At 71.0% G+C, this 16969-nt stretch carries 16 protein-coding genes; 12 read left to right on the forward strand and 4 right to left on the reverse strand.

All coding sequences use genetic code 11. From position 1 onward, the window contains the following. Nucleotides 1–87: 87 nt before the first annotated feature. The 7 genes from TCUR_RS13470 (at nt 88) to TCUR_RS13495 (ending at nt 8792) form a co-directional block, all read left to right on the forward strand. On the forward strand, nt 88–1383 hold the full coding sequence (locus TCUR_RS13470) for a helix-turn-helix domain-containing protein (RefSeq protein ID WP_012853063.1): 1296 nt from the start codon (nt 88–90) through the stop codon (nt 1381–1383). Between the two features lie 145 nt (nt 1384–1528). Beyond that, the gene (locus TCUR_RS13475) at nt 1529–2251 is read left to right on the forward strand and encodes a toll/interleukin-1 receptor domain-containing protein (RefSeq protein WP_012853064.1); all 723 of its coding nucleotides are present in this window, start codon (nt 1529–1531) and stop codon (nt 2249–2251) included. Further along, on the forward strand, nt 2248–4170 hold the full coding sequence (locus TCUR_RS13480; RefSeq protein ID WP_012853065.1) for a hypothetical protein: 1923 nt from the start codon (nt 2248–2250) through the stop codon (nt 4168–4170). Before TCUR_RS13475 ends, TCUR_RS13480 begins: the two co-directional genes overlap by 4 nt. Before the next feature lie 16 nt (nt 4171–4186). After that, on the forward strand, nt 4187–5203 hold the full coding sequence (locus tag TCUR_RS13485) for a hypothetical protein (protein WP_012853066.1): 1017 nt from the start codon (nt 4187–4189) through the stop codon (nt 5201–5203). 188 nt (nt 5204–5391) lie between these two features. After that, the gene (recD2, locus tag TCUR_RS13490; protein WP_012853067.1) at nt 5392–7680 is read left to right on the forward strand and encodes an SF1B family DNA helicase RecD2; all 2289 of its coding nucleotides are present in this window, start codon (nt 5392–5394) and stop codon (nt 7678–7680) included. Nucleotides 7681–7884: 204 nt separating this feature from the next. After that, complete coding sequence (locus TCUR_RS28615; RefSeq protein ID WP_083789854.1) at nt 7885–8211, forward strand: helix-turn-helix domain-containing protein; 327 nt, start codon at nt 7885–7887, stop codon at nt 8209–8211. After that, nucleotides 8115–8792 carry a winged helix-turn-helix domain-containing protein gene (locus tag TCUR_RS13495; protein WP_281054992.1) on the forward strand — a complete coding sequence of 226 codons (678 nt, stop codon included), beginning with the start codon at nt 8115–8117 and terminating at the stop codon, nt 8790–8792. Before TCUR_RS28615 ends, TCUR_RS13495 begins: the two co-directional genes overlap by 97 nt. A gap of 553 nt (nt 8793–9345) precedes the next feature. Here the strand turns inward: TCUR_RS13495 and TCUR_RS13500 are convergent. The 3 genes from TCUR_RS13500 to TCUR_RS28020 form a co-directional block, all read right to left on the reverse strand. Next, on the reverse strand, nt 9346–9825 hold the full coding sequence (locus tag TCUR_RS13500; RefSeq protein ID WP_052305507.1) for an ABC transporter permease: 480 nt from the start codon (nt 9823–9825) through the stop codon (nt 9346–9348). 147 nt (nt 9826–9972) lie between these two features. Then, nucleotides 9973–10179: a hypothetical protein gene (locus TCUR_RS28015; RefSeq protein WP_245536858.1), complete on the reverse strand. Its 207-nt coding sequence runs from the start codon at nt 10177–10179 to the stop codon at nt 9973–9975. After that, nucleotides 10124–10603: an ATP-binding cassette domain-containing protein gene (locus TCUR_RS28020; RefSeq protein WP_052305509.1), complete on the reverse strand. Its 480-nt coding sequence runs from the start codon at nt 10601–10603 to the stop codon at nt 10124–10126. Before TCUR_RS28020 ends, TCUR_RS28015 begins: the two co-directional genes overlap by 56 nt. A gap of 760 nt (nt 10604–11363) precedes the next feature. On the opposite strand from TCUR_RS28020, the gene TCUR_RS13510 reads away from it, so the two are divergent. Then, nucleotides 11364–12743, forward strand: a complete 1380-nt coding sequence (locus TCUR_RS13510) for an FAD-binding oxidoreductase (RefSeq protein WP_012853068.1) — start codon at nt 11364–11366, stop codon at nt 12741–12743. A gap of 49 nt (nt 12744–12792) precedes the next feature. Here TCUR_RS13510 and TCUR_RS13515 read toward each other — a convergent pair whose 3' ends face one another. Next, nucleotides 12793–13191 carry an RNA-binding S4 domain-containing protein gene (locus tag TCUR_RS13515; RefSeq protein ID WP_012853069.1) on the reverse strand — a complete coding sequence of 133 codons (399 nt, stop codon included), beginning with the start codon at nt 13189–13191 and terminating at the stop codon, nt 12793–12795. Between the two features lie 481 nt (nt 13192–13672). Here TCUR_RS13515 and TCUR_RS13520 point away from each other — a divergent pair, with 481 nt between their 5' ends. From TCUR_RS13520 to TCUR_RS13535, 4 genes are all read left to right on the forward strand, one after another. Further along, nucleotides 13673–14350 (forward strand): TetR/AcrR family transcriptional regulator, encoded by a 678-nt coding sequence (locus TCUR_RS13520; RefSeq protein WP_012853070.1) that lies wholly within the window; start codon nt 13673–13675, stop codon nt 14348–14350. Between the two features lie 1088 nt (nt 14351–15438). Next, nucleotides 15439–15798: a YidH family protein gene (locus tag TCUR_RS13525; protein ID WP_012853071.1), complete on the forward strand. Its 360-nt coding sequence runs from the start codon at nt 15439–15441 to the stop codon at nt 15796–15798. Further along, complete coding sequence (locus TCUR_RS13530; RefSeq protein ID WP_012853072.1) at nt 15795–16115, forward strand: DUF202 domain-containing protein; 321 nt, start codon at nt 15795–15797, stop codon at nt 16113–16115. The genes TCUR_RS13525 and TCUR_RS13530 overlap by 4 nt, the downstream gene beginning before the upstream one ends. Nucleotides 16116–16258: 143 nt before the next feature. Then, nucleotides 16259–16963, forward strand: a complete 705-nt coding sequence (locus TCUR_RS13535; protein ID WP_012853073.1) for an alpha/beta hydrolase fold domain-containing protein — start codon at nt 16259–16261, stop codon at nt 16961–16963. Nucleotides 16964–16969 lie beyond the last annotated feature (6 nt).

Genomic DNA, 16969 nt, shown 5'->3' on the forward strand with positions numbered 1-16969 from the left:
CCGTCCAGGGCTTGTTCGTCACCATTCGCTACAGGAATCTGACGTGCAGGGCTCTCAGTCACGCAGGCGGCGGGCGAGGAGGTGCGGGTGGTCGAGAAACCGGGCCGGTTCGGGGAGGAACTGCGCCGGAGACGTCTTGCGGCCGGGTTGAGCCTTACCGGTCTGGCGTTGCGCGTCCATTACAGCAAGAGCCAGTTGAGCAAAGTGGAGCGAGGGCTCAAAAAGCCGAGCCCCGGGCTGGTGAGCCGGTGCGACGCCGAGCTCAAGGCCGGCGGGGCGCTCGTCCGTCTGGCGCGGGAGACATGGGCCGGCCCGAAAGCCGCCGACGCGGGAGCCGAGGAAACCTCCAAAAACGGCGAGAACGAAGTGTGGCTGATGGAAATGTCCGTGGACGGTCCCAACCGGTTCCATTCCTTGAGCCGCCGCCAGGCGGTGACGGCCGGTGCCGCGTCCCTGGCCGTCTTCGGAATGGACGGCCCGAAATTCCAGGAAAAGGTCTCCGACACCTCGCTGCTGGGGCTTTCCCGGGCGCTGTTCGATCACTATCGGCGGCTGGGACAGTCGGTCGAGCCGGGGCTGCTGCTGCCCGTGCTCATCGCGCAGACGCACACGCTCCGCGAGCTGGCCGTGCGCGGCGGGCCCCGGCTGCGCCAAGAGCTGCTGCGGCTCGGCTCCCGTTACGCCGAGTACGTCGGCTGGCTGGTCCAAGAGAGCGGCGATGAGCGGGCCGCACTGTGGTGGACGCAACGCGCCGTCGATCTCGCGGCCGCGGGCGAGGACCACCAGCTCAGCGCCTACGGGTTCGTCCGGCGCGCCCTCATCACGCTCTACCGCGGCGACGCCGCGCAGACCATCGCCCTCGCCGCCCGGGCGCAGGACCGGAAGGCGCCCCCGCGGATCCGCGGGCTGGCGGCGCAGCGGGAGGCGCAAGGGCATGCGCTGGCGGGTGACTACGACGCGTGCATGCGCAGCCTGGACCGGGCCCGCGCCCTGCTCGCCAAGGGTGCATCGGACTCGGACGCGCCGGTCATCGGCAGCATGCACCTCCCCGACCCCGCCGAGATGGTCAAAGGCTGGTGCCTGCACGACCTGGGGCGGCCCCAGGCCGCCGCGGAGGTCTTGGACCGGCAACTGGCCCGCGTGCCGCCGCAGGCCCTGCGGACCCGCGTCCGCTACGGGGCGCGCCGCGCACTCGCCTACGCGGCGGCCGGTGAGATCGAGCACGCCTGCCGGCTGACCCGGCCCCTGCTGGAGGGTGCGGCCGCGGTGGGGTCGGCCACCATCGCCACCGACCTGCGCGCCCTGGCCCGCACGCTGGCCCGGTACCCGAAGAACGCCTCGGTGCGCGCGCTGCTGCCGGAGCTCGGCTCGGCGCTGCGATAAACCTTCCCGGCCCGCCGTCCCCACCGCCCCGGATGCGGGCGCCGCGGTGACCCGCCCGGCCTCTCGGACGCGCCGAGGCGCCCCGGCCCGCTGAGGCCGCACGTCGAAACCCCAGTCCACCACTTGCAGAAAGGGCGATTTTCGCATGCACGAGGTTTTCATCAACTACCGCACGGGAGACGGCGACGAAGCCGCCGCGCTGCTGGAGCAGGCCCTGTCCCACCGCTTCGGCGACGACCGGATCTTCCGGGCCGGCAAGTCCATCCCGCCCGGGGAGGACTACACCCGGTGGCTGCGCCAGGCGGTGCGGCGCTGCTCGGTGCTGATCGCCGTCATCGGGCCGGAGTGGGCCCGCGACCCCCGGCTCAGGAAAGCGGACGACTGGGTGCGCCGCGAGCTCCTGGAGGCCCGGGAGTGCGGGATCCCCGTCCTTCCGGTCTTGAAGGGCCGCGGCGCCGCCCGCCTCGACCGCGCCGAGCTGCCCCGGGAGCTGCGCTGGCTCGCCGACATGCAGTCCCTTCGCCTCGACGTCCGCGACAACAAAGGCGACCTGGCCCGAATCGGCGACACGCTCACCAAGCTCGTGCCGGCCCTCCGGGAGGCGGACCGGAACGCCCCGGCCGCCCCGGAGGCCGGGACGACGCGGAACTCAGTCGGCCAGGTGCACCAGGGACCGGTCGTGCAGACCCGGGACTTCAACGGTGTCGTCGGCCACGACCTCAAAGGCGGCCACGGCGCCTTCCACCTGGGCACAGGAGACCAGAACAACATCTCCTTCAGGGACGGCGGCACCTACGTCGCGGGTGACCTGCGCGGGAACCTCGGCCACAGCTTCGGGCAGTCCCAAGACCGCGAGGAGGAGCGGTGAACGAGCCGCCGGTCCCGTTCTTTCAGAGCACCGCCGGCCCGGCCCACTTGGGCAACGGCCCGCAGAACAACACCTTCTACTTCTCCCCGCCCCAGACGCCCGGCAGAAGTCGCCGCAGGCACCCGGCGGAGGACCTGCGGCGGCTTTTCCTGCGCTTCGTACGCCCGGAAGGGTTCGGTCGAGCCCTGGACGTCCTGCGGGAGCACCGGACCGTGTTCCTCGACGCGCCTTCGGGCAGCGGCCGAATCGCCACCGCGAAGATGCTGCTCTGGGAGGAAGGCGAAGGCTCTGCAGAGATCTATGAGCTGCTCTGGGAGGACCGGGACGGCGAAGCCCCGCTGAACGACGGACGCATCGCCGAGGGCGACCGGCTGTGGCTCGACCTGTCGGAGCTGTCTGAAGAGCAGTGGCGGCGGTTCTCCGGCGAACTCCCCGCGCTCCGTCACACCGTGCTCGCACGCAAGGCCCACCTGGTGGTGGTGCTGCCCCATCCCAGGCACGACCTGCCCTCGGAGCACAGCCGGTACGTAGTGGAGATCAAAGCCCCGGAACGGCGCGGCGTGCTGCTTCAGCACCTCAGAGCGGAAGGGCTCCTCCAGACGGAGGAGGACTGGGAGCTCCCCCCGTCCCAGATCCTGGAAAAGCAGACCAGCCTGGGGAAGATATCGTCTTTCGTCAGCTCCCTCATCAAAGCCCGGAACAGCACGGGAGGCGAGGGAAACCTCACCTCGTGGTGGTCCCTTACGGAGAGGGCGTTCTTCCACCTTCCCAAGGCCGCCGCCGAACAAGCCGAGCAACTGCGGGAGGGTGCGCAGCGCGCCCTGCTGCTGACCGTGAGCATGCTGCACGGCGCCCACGTTGACGGCGTCTACCGGGCCAGCTCGCTCCTGCTGGAAATACTGGGAAGCGCCCACGGAGACGACGCTCCTCTCGACGGGGCGACGTTCGGCGAACGCCTCAGAGAGATCGGCGCGGAGATCGACGCCTCCTCCCGTGCCGTGCGGTTCCGTGAGTTCACCTACGACGCGGCGGTGCGTTCTTACTTCTGGGTCAACCTTCCCCAGTTGCGCGAGCACCTGCCGGTCTGGCTGGAGCAGATCGCCGACTCTCCGGAGATCTCACCGGCGGAGTGGCGGAAGCTGATCGAACGGTTCGCCGAGCAGTGCCTGGGCGACCGGCACGACGACGTGATGAAAAAGCTGATCGAACGGTGGGCCGACCGGCAGGGCAAACGGCGGGATGCGGCCAGGATCCTGCTGGAAGGAGGGCTACGGCACGAGCGGCACGGGCAAAGGTTCCGAGGGCACCTTTACGAATGGGCGACGAGGAAGGAGATCCCGCGCGGCCTGGCCGAGCTCATGATCGACGCCTGCCGGGATGTGGTGGCGAGCCGTCACCCGGACGCGGCGCTGGTCCGGCTGCACCACATGGCGCGCCGCACCTGGCGGGAAGAAGCCCGCCGGGCGCTGGTGGAGATGGCCGGCGAGAGCCGCCGTTCCTTCCGTCAACTGCTGGCGCGGCTCACCCGGGAAGGGGCGGGCGGCGGCCGGTTCGCCGAGGCCGACACCGGCATCTTCCTGCAGATCGCGGCCCCGGACATCATCACCGCCCCCGATCCGCGGCACCGGACCCTCATCGGCGAGGCCGGCGTTCGCCGCCTGCTGACCCGCGGGTGGGACGCCGCCTTCACCGCGCCGCAGGAGGTGTGGGAGCCCACGGTGCGGCGCTGGCTGCAGATGGCGGCCCAGGACGAACGCCACCGCGACGAGCTGCTCACCGTGCTCATCGAGGGGGCCGCGCAACACCCCCGGGTCCTCGCTCACCTGCACAGCCTCCCCTACCGGCTAGGGCTGCCGCCGTGCATCGGCGAGTTCCTGTTCCGGCAGATCAACGACGTGCAGGGCATTCGGCTCCGCTGAGCGGAGGAGGGACACCGTGCTCACCGGACGTCTCACCTATTCGGCGATAGCCGCCGGGCTGATCCTCCTCGGCCTCGTTTTCCTACGGCCCTGGCCGCTGTGGGTGTCCCTCGCCCTGGCGTTCGTGATCGCGGGCGTGGGAGCGCTGCTAGTGCGGACCGGGCCGGAGTTCCTCCTCCGCGAAACGGCGGAGCCCGAATTCATCCACCGGCCCGAACCTTCGCCCTCTCCCGTCACCGAGCAGGTCTCCGACGTTCGGCTCCCCAGCTCCCGGGAGGACTACTACTTCCTGTTCTCGGCGGCCGTCCGGTGGGTGCCGACCGGGCACGTCCCGGACGAGCCCCGCGTCAACATGGCCGCGCTCGCCGCCAACGCCATCGTCAAACGCGCCATGGTCGTCACGCGCCGCTACCCCCCTGAGCACGTCTCCCTCCTGCGGCACGAACTGGGCGGAGTCCTGGGCTGGGCGCAGCCCGACGAGACCGGGAGCGTCCTGGCCATGGCCGAGTCCGTCCAGCTCGCCCTGCCCGAGGAGGACCGGGAGCGCCTGGAGCGGCTCGCCGGCGTGCGCAAGGAGAAAGAGCTGTGGGAGCACGCCCGCACCTATGAGCAGAGCAAACGCGACTACCTCGGCAAGGACGTCCTGAAGGACCCGGGGAGCGCGGTGGTGTGGTGGCTGGCCCGCAACGACGAGAAGCTGGAGCAGACGGTGGAGAGCATCCCCCTGCTCGCGTCCCTGTCCGCCGCGGCCAACAACGAGAATCTCCCGGAGGTGCTGCGGTGTTTCGTCCCGGACGCCGCGCACCGCAACGGGGCCTTCCCGGCCCCGTCCTCCCCCGTTGATCATCTGGCGGCGTTCTTGGAGTCCCTGGGCTGGCCGAAGGGCAGTGCGGACGGGTACCTGCGCGCCTGCCGCCTCGCCCAATGGCTGGAGCAGGAGGGCTTCCCGGAGGAGGCCGAAGAGATCAAACGCCGATTCATGCCGCCGCCCGAGTCTCCGGACGAGCCCGCCCCACCGGAGCCCCAGGCGTGAGAGACGGCGCTTCGAACCCGGGCGGTCTCCCAGGTCACGACGGCAGCGGCGGCGTTCCCGACCGCCACGTCCCGAGCCGCCGGGAACGGCCTGGTGGGGAGAGGCTCACTCCCTCCGTGCACGTCGGCCGTGCGCCGATACGGGCGGCATGGGCGATCTCGGCGAAGAGCGCGGGCAGGGGCGGCAGAATGGCCGACGTGGATGAGCGGCGTCCCTTGCCCGAGGCTGTTGCGTCCGGGGCGGTGCGGGGCGAGTCGGTGCTGGAAGGGGTGCTGGAGCGCATCACCTTCGTCAACGAGGAGACCGGGTACACCATCGCGCGCATCGCCACCGAGCGGTCGGGGAATGAGCTGCTGACCGTGGTGGGGCCGCTGCATGGGGCCCAGGTCGGCGAAAGCCTGCGGCTGCGGGGGCGGTGGACCTCCCATGCCAAGTACGGGCGGCAGTTTCAGGTGCACTCGTTCACCACGGTGCTGCCGGCCACCGTCCAGGGGCTGCGGCGGTACCTGGGATCGGGGCTGATCAAGGGGATCGGGCCGACGATGGCCGAGCGGATGGTCGATCACTTCGGGACCGACATCCTGCGGGTCATCGAAGAGGAGCCCGAGCGGCTGACCGAGGTGTACGGGCTGGGGCCCAAGCGGATGCGGCGGATCGCCGAGGCCTGGGAAGAGCAGAAGGCCATCAAAGAGGTGATGGTGTTCCTGTCGGAGGTGGGGGTGTCCACCTCCCTGGCGGTCCGCATCTACAAGACTTACGGGGACGACGCCATCGAGGTGGTGCGCAAGGAGCCCTACCGGCTGGCCGCCGATGTGTGGGGCATCGGGTTCAAGACCGCCGACACCATCGCCCAGGCGGTCGGCATTCCGCACGACAGCCCGGAGCGGATCAAGGCCGGGTTGCGGTACACGCTCTCGCAGGCCGCCGACGCCGGGCACTGCTACCTGCCGGAGCCGAACCTGCTGAGTGAGACCGCCAAGATCCTCCAGGTGGACGCCGAGCAGGTCGGGCCCTGCCTGGAGGAGCTGGTCGCCGAGGAAGGGGTGGTGCGGGAGACGGTGCGCACCACCGGCGGCAACCAGGTCCCGGCGGTGTATCTGCTGCCGTTTTACCGGGCCGAATGTTCGCTGGCCGCGGCGCTGCTGGGGCTGCTGCGCTGCGATGCCGACCGGCTGGCCGCCTTCGGCGATGTGGACTGGGAGGCGGCGCTGGGCTGGCTGGCCCGGCGCACCGGGCAGCAGCTGGCCGACGAGCAGCGGCAGGCGGTGCAGCTGGCGCTCACCCGCAAGGTCGCGGTGCTGACCGGTGGACCGGGCTGCGGCAAGAGCTTCACCGTCCGGTCGGTGGTGGAGCTGGCCAAGGCCAAGAAGGCCACCGTGCTGCTGGTCGCCCCCACCGGCCGCGCCGCCAAGCGGCTGGCGGAGCTGACCGGGCACGAGGCCTCCACCGTGCACCGGCTGCTGGAGCTGCAGCCCGGCGGGGACCCCAAGTACGACCGCGACCACCCGCTCCAGGCCGACCTGGTCGTGGTGGACGAGTGCTCCATGCTGGATCTCGTCCTGGCCAACAAGCTCGTCAAGGCCATCCCGCCCGGGGCGCACCTGCTGCTGGTGGGGGATGTGGACCAGCTCCCCTCGGTGGGCGCCGGGGAGGTGCTGCGCGACCTGCTGGCCGCCGATGTCATCCCGCACGTGCGGCTGACGAAGATCTTCCGGCAGGCCCAGCAGTCGGGGATCGTGGTCAACGCCCACAAGATCAATGCGGGGCGGCCGCCGGCACTGACCGGTTTTTCGGACTTCTTCTGGTTCGGCTGCGAGCCGCCCGCCGATTCGGGCCTGAACCCGGCCGAGGAGACCGCCAAGCTGGTGGTCGATATCGTGGCCCGCCGCATCCCGGCCCGTTTCGGGCTGGACCCCCGCCGTGACGTGCAGGTCCTCACCCCCATGCACCGGGGTCCGGCGGGCGCCGCCAGCCTCAACGCCCTGCTGCAGGAGGCGCTCACCCCTTACCGGGAGGGCGTCCCCGAGCGCCGCCACGGCGGCCGGGTGTTCCGGCCCGGCGACAAGGTCACCCAGTTGCGCAACAACTATGACAAGGGCAAGGCGGGGATCTTCAACGGCACCGTCGGCGTCGTCACCGGGCTGTCTTTGGAGGACGGCACCCTCACCGTCGTCACCGACGAGGACGAAACCGTCGACTACGACTTCGCCGAGCTCGATGAGCTCGCCCACGCGTATGCGGTGACCATCCACCGCTCTCAAGGCAGCGAATATCCGGCGGTGGTCGTCCCCATCACCATGAGCGCCTGGACGATGCTGCAGCGCAACCTGCTGTACACGGCCGTCACCCGGGCGCGCAAGCTCGTCGTTTTGGTCGGGTCCCGCCGCGCCCTGGCCGTCGCCGTCCGCACGCCGGGAACGGGCCGCCGCCACACCGCGCTCGCCCACCGGCTCCAGCCGGCCCCGCTTCCTGAGTGAGGGCATTCGATCGCACAGGGGGCAGGAAAGACACCGGCAGGGGCGGCCCTTTCAAGGTACGGCTCCAAGACAAGGGGCGCCGTTCCCCTTCCATGCCGTCCCTGACCGGAACGCACCTGTCTGAGCTGCAAAGCGGCGGATCGAAAAGAGGTCCCATAAGCCGCCGGGCGGTTCCCGAATAACCACGCCTTGGATAATCGGATCATGGCGAGATTGGGGCGCAGGGCGACCTACGAGGAAAGGCTGGAGATCTGCCGGCGCATCGAATCCGGGGAATCACCCGATGCGGTCGCAGCGCAGTCCGGTTTAGGCCGCTCCACGGTGTTCGGCTGGTGGCGGGCCTACCGGCGGGGCGGTTCGGCAGCGCTGCGGACCAGGCCGACCCCCGGGCCGCCGCCCAGCCTGAGCGACGCCCACGGCTCCGCTCCCTGCCCGTGGACGCCCCGTCCCGCGAAGGAAGCGCAATATGGACGCGCACCAGTGTGCAGCGCCTCATCAAGAGGGTCTTCGGCGTTCACCTGTCGCCGGTGAGCGTCGGCCGGCTCCTGGAACGGATCGGCATACCGCAGGTCAATGCGCTCACCCGGTTCAAAGAGGCGGAGGCCGCCGGGCGATGGCCCGCCGGGACCCTCGCCGCCGTCCGAGAGCAGGTGCGTGCCGGGTTCGCCGTCCACTATCTGTGGGTCGGTCCGCTGCCCGCCTACCCGCCCGCCCCCGCTCCCGCCGGGACCTTGGTCACCGCCGGCGGAGGGCGTGCGGAACTGCGGTTCCGCGCCTCGAGGGGGGAAAGCGGCACCGCCGCGTTCCTGCACATGTGCCGGGTCCTGGTGGAGGAGACCAGGTCCCCGGCGACGCTGGTCGCCGAAAGCGGCCCCGCCTCGCTGGCGCCGGAGGTGACCAGGTTCTTCGCCTCCGCAAAGGGACGGCTGTCCTTGCTGCCCTCCCTTGCCGAACTTGCCGATGAGACGTTCCAGAACGGATTCGGCCGGTTGTCTTTTGGGGGACGTGGCGTGCGACTCCGCGCACTCCACGACCGTCTTCTTCAACAACGGCCGGCGGGTGAGTGTCGGTCAGCTTCAGCTGGCGCTCCGCTCGCTGCGGGAGACCGATAGCGGCTGACGCCGAAGGCCACAGTCCTTTTTCACCATCGAGTCGATACGCGCCCGCTTGCTGAGCCTTAATGCAAAAACCGTATGGATTGGCCCGCACCCGGTCACGTGCCGGCCGAGTGCTTCGAGCCCTTTTCAAGTACGTCGTCCCGGCAGGTCACGATGGGGACGCCGCAGTCGGGGACGATGCCGCGGCTTGGAACTCGTAGTACCAGACATCGTCGAGGCTCTCGTCTGCGGCGCATTGAACCCTTTTCGACACGCCGTCTCCGCAGATCGGGACGGGGGCATCCCAGTCCGGGGCGATTCCGTGACCTGCAACGTCGCGGCAGCGGAGACCATCGGGGCTCCCGTCCCCGATGTCTTGGGCCACGTGTTGAAAAAGGTTCATTGGCTTCGTACCGAAAAAGGTTCAGCGCACGTGGTCGCTGCATGAAGGAGCCTTTTGCAACGCGTCGTTCCCGCAGGTCGCAGCCGGAGACGACGCTGCAACCCGCGGGGGCGCGGCACCAGGGCCGCCAAGGCGCCCGGCCCGGTGCCAGGTGCCGCAAAGGGTTCAGGGGACGACGCGCCGGAAGCCGCGGGCGGCCCAGGTGACGGTGAGGGCCGTGAGAAGGGCCAGCACGAGGAACGCCTGCGGAACGTCGGGTGCGGCAAGGTCGCCGCGGGCCAGTGCCCGGACCGCGTCGACCGCATAGCGGAGCGGGTTGGCCGCTCCCGCGGCCTCCATCCAGGCCGGTGCATAGGACAGGGGAACCAGCATCCCCGAAAGCAGGATCAGCGGCAGCGTCACGAAGTTGACCAGGGAGCTGAAGGCCGTCTCGTCCCGGAGGGTGAGGGCCAGCGCGTAGGAGAACGAGGCGACCAGCAGCCCGAGCAAGACCATGACGCCCAGGATGAGGAGGGCGCCGGGAAGGCTCACGCGAAACCCCATCAGCACCGCCACGGCGAAGACCAGCAGTGACTGTGCCAGCAGGCCGACCACGTCGGTGAGCATCCGCCCCAGGGCCGGCGCCGGCCTGGCGGCCGGGGTCACCGCCAGACGTTCCAGGACGCCGGCGCGCAGGGACGGCAGGAAGGTGAAAGCCGACCAGCAGCGTGCTCATGACGGCCGGCATGGTGAGCATGCCCGGCACGAACGTCTTCAAGTCTTCCGCCCGCGGCGAGGCCGCGTCCAGCCGGTTCAGCCCCGGCTCGGGTCCAGGTCGTAGAACTCCTCCGCCACCTCGCGCGGCAGCACGCGGTCATGGGTGACGATCGCCAGGCCGCCCGGGTGGGACCGCAGGTGGGCGGTCAGGAAGTCCAGGCCGTCGGCGTCGAGATGGTTGGTCGGCTCATCCAGCAGCAGGATGTCGTGGCTCGCGCCGAGCACGCACGCGGTAGCGCTCACCGACCGACAGTGTGGCGAGCCGGCGGTCCCGGTCGGTGCATGCGCCGAGCCCTTGGAGGGCGATGTCGACCCGGCGTTCGGCGTCCCAGGCGTCCAGGCGCGTCGCGGCCTCCAGCGCGGCCGTATAGCGGGCGTCCGCGTCGTCCTCGCCCTTTTCCAGATCCTCGATGGCCAGGTCCAGCGCGCGCAGGGCCTGCTGTGCGGGACGGATCGACTCGGCGACCAGGGTCCCGACGGTCTCCCCGGCGCGGGCGCCGAGCGCCTGGTGGACCATGCCCACCGTGCCGGCGCGTCCGACCCGTCCCGCATCGGGTGCCAGGTCACCGGACAGCACGCGCAGCAGCATCGTCTTGCCCCGGCCGTTCTCACCCACGACGACCATCCGCGACCGGTGAGAGACCGTCACGTCGATGCCGTCCAGCACAGGGCGTCCGCCGAGGACGACCCGGATCCCGCGAGCCCGGATGTGGGCGCCGCTCCCGGCGGGAAGCGGCCCGCTCGTGCCGGTGTCCAGAAGGGGTTCGGGTACCGGCCGGCTTTTTGCAGGAAATGGCTCCACCATGTGCTCCGCAGCTCGTTTCGGAGCCGGGCAGCACGACAACGCCACCCGGCCTGACCACCGGGACGGCGGGCACAGGGAAGAGAAGAACTCGGTGCCGCGCCGTCAGGCGCGGCGGCGGAGCTTCAGGGAGCCGACACCTCCATACACGCCGCTCATGCTATACATCCCCGGTTTCGGAGACGGTCCCGTGTCTTCGCGCGCGTTCACGGCCGGGCGGACGCCGAGCTTCCCGGTGAACCTTCTTCAACACGCCGTCTCCGCAGGTCACAGGCGGGAACGGCGCAGTCGGGGGCGATGCCGCGACGTGGCGGATCGCGGCGCTGGACCCCGGCTCCCGTCCCCGGTGTCTGGGACCGCGTGTTGACAAGGTTCAGCGGTCATCATCCGTGCCGGCCGGATGGTTTGGCCCGCATGGTTCTGGGCAGGGGCAGCGCGCGGCGGTGGCGGAAACGGCGCCGCCCGGTTGGATTCGATCATTTTCGTTCGGGGGAAGGAGCGGACGCGGGTTCGGCTCGCGTCCAGAACTCCGAGAAGACCTCGGCCGCCCCCCAGACCGCTTCGGCGAGAGTCCCGGCCTGCGGTGTTCCGATCCTCCGGCCCATGACGCAAGGAGGACGACGAGATGGCCAGACCCACCGTAGAGCAGTTGCGCGAGCAGGCGCGCGGCCGGGTGATCACCCCGGGCGACGCCGGCTATGAGGAGGCCCGCAAGGTCTACAACGCCATGATCGACCGCCGGCCGCGCGTCATCGTCCAGTGCGCCGACGCCGGGGATGTCATGGCGGCCGTGGACTTCGCGCGGGAGAACGAGCTCGGTCTTTCCGTGCGCGGCGGCTCCCACAGCGTTCCGGGGTTCGGCACCAACGACGACGGTGTCGTGATCGACCTTTCGGCGCGGATGCGCGGCGTCCGCGTGGAACCGCACACGCAGACCGCCCGGGCCGAGGGAGGGTGCACCTGGGGCGACTTCAACCACGCCACCCATGCGTTCGGCCTGGCCACCACGGGCGGGATCATCTCCACCACGGGCATCGCCGGGCTCACCCTCGGCGGCGGGATCGGCCATCTGAGCCGTGGCCTGGGCCTGTCGGCGGACAATCTGATCTCCGCCGACGTCGTCACCGCAGACGGGCGTTTCCTGGAGGCCAGCGAGAAGGAGCATGAGGACCTGTTCTGGGCGCTGCGCGGCGGGGGCGGGAACTTCGGCGTGGTGACCTCGTTCGAATACCGGCTGCACCCGGTCGCGGACGTCTATGCGGGCATCTTCTTCTTCCCGCTGGAGCGGACGCGCGATGTGCTGGAGTTCTACCGCGACTTCATCGCCACGGCTCCGGAGGAGCTGGGCGTGTTCCCGGCCTTCCAGATCGCCCCGCCGCTGCCGTTCGTTCCCGAATCAGAGCACGGCAAGCCGCTTTGTGCTCTCGTCTCGTGCTGGGCGGGGCCGCTGGAGCAGGGGGAAGGCGCGCTGGCCCCGCTCCGTGACGTGGCGCCCCCGGCCGCCGAGCTGCGCACGCCGATGCCCTATCCGGTGCTCAACAGCGCCTTCGACGATCTCGTCCCGTACGGGCTGCAGCACTACTGGAAGGCCTCGTTCGCTTCGGAGCTGACCGACGGCGCCATCGCCGCGCACCTGCAGCACGGGCCGCGGGTGCCGGTCGTCAACTCCACCGTCCACATCTACCCGATCAACGGGGCCTGCCATCGCGTCCCGCCGGGGGCCACGGCCTTCGGGCACCGGGACGCGACCTTCGCGACCGTGATCGCCGGGATGTGGCCCGATCCGGCCCGTAACGACGCCAACATCCGCTGGGTGCGGGAGTACCACCGGGCGTTGGAGCCGCATTCCGGACCGGGCGGTTACGTCAACTTCATGTCCGGCGACGACGATCACCGCGTCCGCGACAACTACGGGGGCAATTACGACCGGCTCGTCGCGGTCAAGAAGAAGTACGACCCGGACAACCTCTTCCGGATGAACCAGAACATCGCGCCCGCCGCCTGAGCGGCCGGCGCGCGCCGAGGCGGCCCGGCGGGCGGGACGCCCCGGCCGTTCACAGCAGTCCCGGCGGGGTCCGCCACTGCCGGCGCAGGCGGTCCAGTTCCCGCCGTTCGCGCTTGGTGGGACGGCCCGCGCCGCGCTCCCGCTGGGCGACCGGGATCAGCGCCTCCCGGGGCGGCGGCGGAGGGCTCTTGTCGATCAGGCATTCCCGGGCGATGGGGGGACCGACCCGTTTGCGCACGATGCGCTGCACGATGACGATCCGCTCCCGGCCGTCCAGCCGCAGCCGCACCTCGTCGCCGGGCCGCACCGGCGAGGCCGGTTTGACCCGCACGTCGTTGACCCGCACGTGGCCCGCACGGCAGGCGGCGGTCGCCTGAGAGCGGGTCTTCACCAACCGGACCGACCACAGCCACACGTCGACCCGTACCGAGCCCTCCTCATCGGCCATGGCACGACACTAGCGCCGCGGCCGGGGCCGCGGGCGTTCCGGTGCGCGGGGAAGGTTCCGGACAGGGCCTGGAAAAGATACGGACGCTCGGGAGCCATGGAACAGCCGGGACGGCTCGCACAACAGCTCGGTGGTCCCCCGGAGCCGGCCAGGGCTTTGGGCCTTGAACGCCCAAGCGGCCGCCTCCCCGCCTGCGCGGGGCCTGCGGCCCGCCGGAACCGTCTTCGCCGCGACGGGAAGCAGCGGTCCCGGCGGTCCGCTCATCGGGGGTCGTTCTCGCCGCCGCAGAAGGTTCCGGACGTCCGAAACTCCCACTCTCTGATAAGCGGGCAAGGAGTGGCATCGGTCTCGGTTCCCCCAGCTCCGCGAAGTCGCTGGTATTAGTGCTCTCTTAATAAGAGAGTAATGTTCTCAACACTGCAACGAGATAAACTGCGGGCGCATAGAATCCCTACCACTACTCTGCAGTAAGGTTCTGCCCATGGCGCAGAAGACGGATATCTCCACGCACGCCCTGAGCGATGAGCCGGCTTGGAAGCAGCGCGCGGTCGAGCGCTCCACCAAGGCCGCCAAGCTCCGGGCCGAGCAGCGGGTGGAGCGGTTCTTGAACGCCGCCCAGGCGATCATCGCCGAGAAGGGCACCACCGATTTCACCGTGCAGGAGGTCGTGGACCGCTCCCGCCAGTCGCTGCGCAGCTTCTACCAGCACTTCGACGGCAAGCACGAACTGCTGCTGGCCCTGTTCGAGGACGCACTGCGCCGGGTGACCCAGCAGATCCGCGCCGCCGCGGCCGGCCACTCCGACCCGCTGGAGCAGCTCAAGGCCGCCGTCCAGCTGTTGTTCGAGCTGTCGCGCCCCGACCCGGACGCCGAGCGTCCGCTGTTCACCGACTTCTCCCCGCAGCTGCTGATCTCCCACCCGGCCGAGGTGCGGATCGCCCACGCGCCGCTGCTGGCGCTGTTCACCGAGCTGATGGAACGGGCCGCCGAGGCCGGCCGGCTGCGCCCGGCCCTCACCCCCCGCCGCGCCGCCGCCCTGGTGATGCAGACCGTGACCTTCATCGCCCAGACCAGCGGCGCCTCCGGCAACGACGACAGCCGTCCCATCACCGCCGAGGAGATCTGGGAGTTCTGTTCTGCGGGCGTCACCCAGGGCTGAAGGCGACCGGGACGCCCCGCGTCCCGGTGCGGCGCGGCCGGTCCGCCCGCCGGGTGCGCGCCGTCCCCGGCCCTGCGGGTTTCCGAACGACGGACCCCGCCGGCATGCCGCCGCCGGGCCGTCACGTGCGCCGCTCGCACGGGAGCGCCGCGGCCGTCCGGATCACCGCCCCCCGGACGCGACGTGCGGACGCCGAGTGATCACCGGACCTTTTTCGGCACCCGGCCCACGAGGCGGAAGGCGGGAGCCTCCTCGGTGTCCGGCATCGCGGCGTTCCCGGGCCACGGCATCGCCCCCGGACGCGCCGCCCCCGCATCGACCTGCGGAGACGGCGTGCTGAAAAAGGTTCACCCGCCTCGATGTCCCCTGTCCCTTTCCACGTTGCGAGCGCGTTTTCCCATATTGCAGGGAGAACGCTGCCGAGACGAGTTTCCCACCGGCCGAAAATCGACAATATCGGCCATATTTGAATAAGAGAACGCTGCTCTCTGCTCGCTGTGCGGATCGGGAGAGGCAGATGCCCGAGCACCGTCCCACGGGCCATGGACGGCGAAGGGCCGGGCCGCTGATCCGGCTCGCCGACGCCGAACCCTTTTCAGCACATGGCCCCAGGGGCGGGAAGAGGGCCTCGGCGGCGTCCGGCTCCGCTTCACGGCGTACCCGCTCAAGGCGCCCGCTTCGGCACGCGCCCCAGTGGACCTTCCCAGCACACGGTCTCAGGCGGCCGAGACGGAAACCCCGGTGGCGCCCGGTGCCGCAACGTCCCGGCCGCGGGCTTCACCCCTGATCGCGAGGCACCCGCATGCGCCCTGCTGAGGCCACGCGCTGGAAGCGGTCCAGGGCCCTGCCCTGCGGGCTCTTCCGCCGCGTCAGGCGAGCACGGCCGGACACCGCGCCGCGCATACCGCTCAGGGCGCCGGCAGGAGGGCCGATGCAGGCGTCGACAATGGGCGGAAAGAGGATGAAACAGCCGATCGCCGGATTCCCGTCCGCCGGGGCGGGCCGGCGTGCGAGCCCGTCCGCTGCGAGGAGCGAGCCGCCCGGCGGTCGGCGGGTTCTGCCGGGAGTTCTTCGTCAGGGGGGCACTGATGAGCGGTCCGGGCCACGGGGAGCCGCACGCGGGCGAACAGGAGCCGGATTACCGGTTCTCGCTGGCCAACGAGCGGACCTTTCTGGCATACATGCGCACGGCGCTGGCGGTGGACGTCGGCGGGCTGGCGGTGGTGCAGCTGCTGCCGGACGTGGCGACCGCCGCCTGGCGCCGCGGCGTCGCGGTGGCGCTGGCGCTCCTGGGGCTGGTGCTCGCCGTCGCCGGCTACCGGCGGTGGTCGCAGAACCAGCGGGCCATGCGTCGGGGGGAGCCGCTGCCGGAGTCGTGGCTGATGCCCATGCTGGCGACCGCGGCGGCCCTGGCCTCGGCGGCGGTCGTGGTGCTGGTCGCCCTATGAGCCCCGCCGAGCCGGTGGACCCGGGCGCCCAGCCGGAACGCACCGTGCTGGCCTGGCGGCGCACGGCGCTGCTGATCGCGGCGAACGGGGTGCTGCTCACCCGGGCCGCGCCCACGCTGGGACCGGTGGCGCTGGTGCTGGGTGGCCTGGTGGCCGCGGCCGCCGTGCCGGTCTGGCTGGCCGCCGCCATCGCCTACCGGAAAGGCCGCCCGGGGTCGGGCACCGACGTTTTGACCGCACGCGCGATGCGGGCGCTCACCGGCCTGCTGGTGGTGATCGCGCTGCTGGACCTGACCGCCGCGCTGCTGCACCGGTGAGCCTTTTTCCAGGCTTTTCCCGGCACGTCGTCCCTGGGCGCCGGGAGGAAAGCCCTCTATGGTGTCCGGTGCCGCGCCGTCCAGCCGGGTCACAAGCGGCACCGTCGATGAGCGCCGGGACGCGGTCGGCAGGGTGATGTCCTATGGCAGACGATGTGCGGGTCGAAAGCGGCCCCATGGGTCCGGTGGTGCACCCGCCGGACCCTGATGAGGCGGTCGTGCTCCACCTCGAGGCGGACCGGCGGCCGAAGGGCGCCCCCGACCCGGCGCTCGACCTGGCCCGGCGGCTGGCCCGGCGGACGAGAGCCACCGTCGTGTGCGCCCGCTGCCGCCCCGTCTTCCCCGCCGCGCTCGAAGACGCCCAGGAGGCCTACGGTTACAGCCGGGCATGGGGGCCGGTGGTGGTGACCGGCAGGCGGACGGGGGCCGGGCTCGCGGCCGCCCTGCTGGTGCGGCTGCGCGACCTGGGCGCCGAGCCGCCGCGGGGCGCGGTGCTGGTCTCGGCGCTGCTCGACCTGACCCTGCAGGCGCCGAGCCTGCTGTTCAACTCCGCCGCCGACCCCGCCTTCGACGTCACCGAACTGCGCCGGCAGGCGGCGCGTTACGCCGCCGGCAGGCCGCTGACCGATCCGCTGCTGAGCCCGCTGTATGCCAACCTGCACGGGCTGCCGCCCATCCAGCTCCTGGTGGCGGGCACCGATCCCCTGCTGGACGACTCGCTGTCGCTGGCCGCCCGCGCGGCCCGTTCCGGCGTCGCGGTGGACCTGCACGTGCGGCCGGACACCGCGGCGTTGAACGCCGAGCTCATCCCGGTCATGGCCGATTTCATCGCCGCGCAGGCCCCCTGACGGCCG

Origin of the sequence: Thermomonospora curvata DSM 43183 (assembly GCF_000024385.1) — a bacterium.
GTDB classification, from domain to species: Bacteria; Actinomycetota; Actinomycetes; order Streptosporangiales; family Streptosporangiaceae; genus Thermomonospora; species Thermomonospora curvata.